Source organism: Catenibacterium sp. (assembly GCF_052354645.1).
Lineage (GTDB): Bacteria > Bacillota_I > Bacilli_A > Erysipelotrichales > Coprobacillaceae > Catenibacterium > Catenibacterium mitsuoka_A.
On the sequence record NZ_DAWDDM010000182.1, the window covers coordinates 1 to 4141 of the forward strand.

Annotated in this window: 5 protein-coding genes; all 5 read left to right on the top strand. The window is 29.1% G+C overall.

Translation table 11 applies throughout. From position 1 onward, the window contains the following. Positions 1 to 982 (top strand): glycosyltransferase (locus tag ACT8VG_RS08145; RefSeq protein ID WP_444195592.1); only part of this gene is annotated, 982 nt, incomplete at its 5' end. Further along, complete coding sequence (locus tag ACT8VG_RS08150; RefSeq protein WP_444195593.1) at positions 979 to 2058, top strand: glycosyltransferase family 4 protein; 1080 nt, start codon at positions 979 to 981, stop codon at positions 2056 to 2058. The genes ACT8VG_RS08145 and ACT8VG_RS08150, both read left to right, overlap by 4 nt. Then, positions 2055 to 2813 carry a DUF2334 domain-containing protein gene (locus ACT8VG_RS08155; protein WP_444195594.1) on the top strand — a complete coding sequence of 253 codons (759 nt, stop codon included), beginning with the start codon at positions 2055 to 2057 and terminating at the stop codon, positions 2811 to 2813. The genes ACT8VG_RS08150 and ACT8VG_RS08155 overlap by 4 nt, the downstream gene beginning before the upstream one ends. 2 nt (positions 2814 to 2815) lie before the next feature. Further along, a complete protein-coding gene (locus tag ACT8VG_RS08160; protein ID WP_444195595.1) occupies positions 2816 to 3349 on the top strand; it encodes an acyltransferase in 534 nt (177 codons plus the stop codon). Positions 3350 to 3578: 229 nt separating this feature from the next. After that, on the top strand, positions 3579 to 4141 hold a 563-nt coding region (locus ACT8VG_RS08165; protein WP_444195596.1), incomplete at its 3' end, for a hypothetical protein.

A 4141-nucleotide genomic window follows, 5' to 3' on the forward strand; every position in this document is an offset into this window, starting at 1 on the left:
ATTAAATATCGTTTGTCTATCAGCACCTTGTGGTTCTGTTATTGAAAAAAGATTATTGGAAAATGGAATAAATCTTATATTTTTAAATAAGAAACCTGGTTTTCAAATTAAAATGCTTTTTCAAATTTCATCCATCGTCAAAAAAATTAAACCTTCAATAATACATACTCACGTGTCAACTTGGGTATATACTTTCCCAATAGCTATAAGAGAAAATATTTGTATTCTTCATACAATTCATAGCAGACCAAATAGACAGGAAAGCAATTCAATTGTTAGAAAACTAATCACTTTTTTATATCACCATCATGTTATTGTTCCAGTTGCAATTTCAAATGAAATCAAGAAAGAAGCTGAAGAACTTTATTGTTTATCTGATACAGAAGTAGAAATGGTTGTTAATCCTGTTGATTATGTCTCGTTTTCTAGAGTTGAGAAAATAGATCACGATAATGTGGTTTTTGTAAATGTAGCCAGATTTGATAGGGTAAAAAATCAAATGTTTTTGATTAATTCTTTTGCAAAAGCTTATAAAAATAATCCACATATACGTTTGATACTTGCAGGTGAAGGTAAACTTATGGAAGAGGCACAAAAATTAACAAAATCATTAGGAATTGATAATGTGGTTCAATTTTTAGGAAATGTGGAGAATGTACCTGAACTGTTTTCTATGTGTGATGTCTTTGTATTACCTTCTCTTACTGAAGGTTTGCCAGTAAGTATGCTTGAAGCAGAAGCTGCTGGGTTACCAGTTATAGCATCAAAAATTGGTGGGATTCCAGATATATTTAAAGATAATGGATATTTAATTAATGTAAATGACGAAATAGCTTTAATAGAAAGTATTTTATTATTAACAAATACCGAAATAAGAGAAGAAAAAAGTAAAAATTCAAAAAATATTGCGAAGCAATATTCTGCTGATAAAGTTGCACGAAGATATGAAGAATTATATACAAAGTATGGGAGGGGAAAATGAAAAAACTATTATTTGTTATTAGTAGTATGTCTGCTAATGGAGCTGAACGTGTTATGAGTCTACTAGTGAATCAAGCAGTTAAAGACGGAAATGAGGTTTTCTTAGCTTTAGTATCATCTCCAAAAGTAGAATACGAGATAGATAAAAACGTTCATATAGAATATGTCGGTGCAGATAACTGCAGTTCTCTATATGCGACTTTTAAGAGAGTATCAAATTTAAGAAAGCTCATTAAAAGATTTGATCCGGATGTTATAGTTTCATTTTTAACTACATGTAACATATATTGCTGTGTTGCAGGATTGGGCCTATCATCACCTGTTATTGTAAGTGAACGTAATGATCCTGTTAAAGATTGTCCTAGTAAATGTAGAAGAATAGTAAGGGATATTACATATAAATTTGCTGATGGATATATTTTTCAAACAGAAGAAGCAAGAGATTATTTTTCAAAAAGTATCAGATTGAACTCTGTGGTAATTCCTAATCCAGTTAAAAAAAATTTACCTTTATGGAATGCGGATAATGATTCTCATGTCATCATAGCAGCTGGCAGATTGTCAAAACAGAAAAACTATACGATGATGTTAGATGCATTTTCTATATTCTGTAATAAAGATGATTCTTATTGTTTACATATTTATGGAGAAGGACCAGAGAGAGAATTCCTAGAATCGTATAGAGATAAACTAGGATTAAATAAAAAAGTATCCTTTAAAGGATTAGAATTGAAAATTCATGAAAAGATGAGAGATGCTACTATGTATATATTATCATCTGATTATGAAGGTATATCCAATTCCTTATTAGAAGCAATGAGTATGGGTATGCCATGTGTTTCTACTGATTGTCCATGTGGAGGGTCAAGACATTTAATAGAAAATAAGGTTTCTGGAATTCTAACAGAAGTTGGTAATGCCACTGGTTTTGCGAAAGCGATGTTTGAAATTGCGTCCTCAAAAGAGTATGCAAAAAGTCTAGGTGAAAAAGCTTCACTGACTAAATATTCGCATTCTGAAAATGAAATATTATTGCAATATTTTAAATATATTGATAGTAAAGGTAAAAAACGATGAGGAAAATATTAATTAGGTTTGATGATATATGCCCAAAGATGGATCATTCTAAATTTGATAAGTTTAAAGATCTATTCATTAAATATAATGTTCATCCAATCATTGGTGTAGTTCCAGACTGCAAAGATAATCTATTAAATATAGATGATGAAGATCCATTGTTCTGGGACAAAATAAAAGATCTTCAAAAAAAGGGTTGGACAATAGCAATGCATGGGTGCTTTCATCAGTATGTTACATCTTCAAATGGTCTTCTATCAAATAATAAAAGAAGTGAATTTGCAGGATTATCCTATGAGGAGCAACTTAAAAAAATAAAATATGGGAGTTGTTTACTTAAAAACAAAGGAATTCAAGTTGATGTATTTATGGCACCTTCTCATTCGTACGACAAAAATACAATTAAAGCATTAAAAGCATGCGGATTTAAATATATCACAGATGGATTGACTAACCATCTTTATGAATATTTGGGAATGATATTTGTGCCATGTAAAGAATCAAAATTAATTAAGACAAATAGATTTTCGACAGTATGCTTACACACAAACACGGCAACTAATGAAAGATATCTTGAAATAGAAAACTATTTAAAAAAAGAAGGAAACACATCATTCATTGATTTTTATCAAGCTACTGAATTAAAAAAGAAACCTTATTGGTTATCTAGGATTGAAGAATTGTTATTCTATGTAAAAAAATATTATATTATAAATTTTGTATACATATTATATAAAAAGGTGAAGAAGGATTAAAAATGATAGAGAGAGTATTTAGAAAATTTTACAATACATCAGTAGTTCGTACAGCAAAAAAACAAGGAATGAAAGTTGGTAAAAATGTACGTTTTTTAGGAAGTCATAATTTTGGAAGTGAACCTTTTCTAATAGAAATAGGTGATAATGTAACAGTTTCAAGTGATGTGACTTTTGTAAATCATGATGGTGGCACTGCTATTTTTAAACGATTATATGCACCTAGATTTGATCATGTATTAAAGTTTGGGAAAATTATAATTCACGATAATTGTTTCATTGGTACAGGTACAATCATTATGCCAGGTGTAGAAATTGGACCAAACGCTGTAGTGGGTGCGGGGAGTATTGTTACAAAGGATGTGAAACCAGAAACAGTTGTAGCAGGAACACCTATAAGAGAAATTTGTACGTTAGAGGAATATTCTATAAAAAGTGAGAAATCATGTTTTAATTACAATCAAGAAAATTATAGAAGAAACAAACGTGATGAATTAGTAAAAGTTTTTTCAAATGATATGAAAAAACGCATATAAACTATGTCTTAGTATTTAAAAATGTTAAAAAGTTGGAAGTGAAAAAATGGTTAAACAGCGAAAACAAAATCTGTGGAATATAGCTGCTATGATTTATGTTATTTGTAACATAACTTTCTGTGCAGGTAATCTAGTAATTTTAAACTCTTTGTCAATGTATATCTTTTTAACAATAAGTCTCTGGTATATCATAAGACATCGTTATATTAAGGTATCATCTTTATACGACATGATTATATTAGGAATATTTGGAATTTTATTAGCAATCAGTATTTTATATGCGCCATATTCCGCTTACAGTAAAAGTTTTGCTCAAAATACTTTATATGACTTTATCACAATGCTTATAATTCTATTTTGTTTCAGTCAATATTTGAGAAGTCCCGATGAAATCAATAAATTTTGGATTGCTACTTTTATCGGAGGTGTAACGTTATCTTTATATGTATTTGGAATGTATGGATCAGATTTTTGGAATATATTACGTGCCAATGCAGTAGCAAATAGTAATAATATAACTAGAATAGGAACAGGATTTGTCAATACAAATACAATAGGTATTTATACATCTATAAGTATGTGTTTAGGTATATATTATGCCATTTTTAACAAAGAAACAAAAAATTTAGCATATAAGTTTATTTTTCTAGGAGGAGCTTTTGTTTCTTTTATTATGGCTATGGCTTCAGGTTCAAAAAAATCATTTATTATAATTTTTACTTTTTGGATAAGCGTATTTATTTATAAGCAAGTTGGTAGTAAGAATTTTGCTAGAGGTATTAAGTATATAAT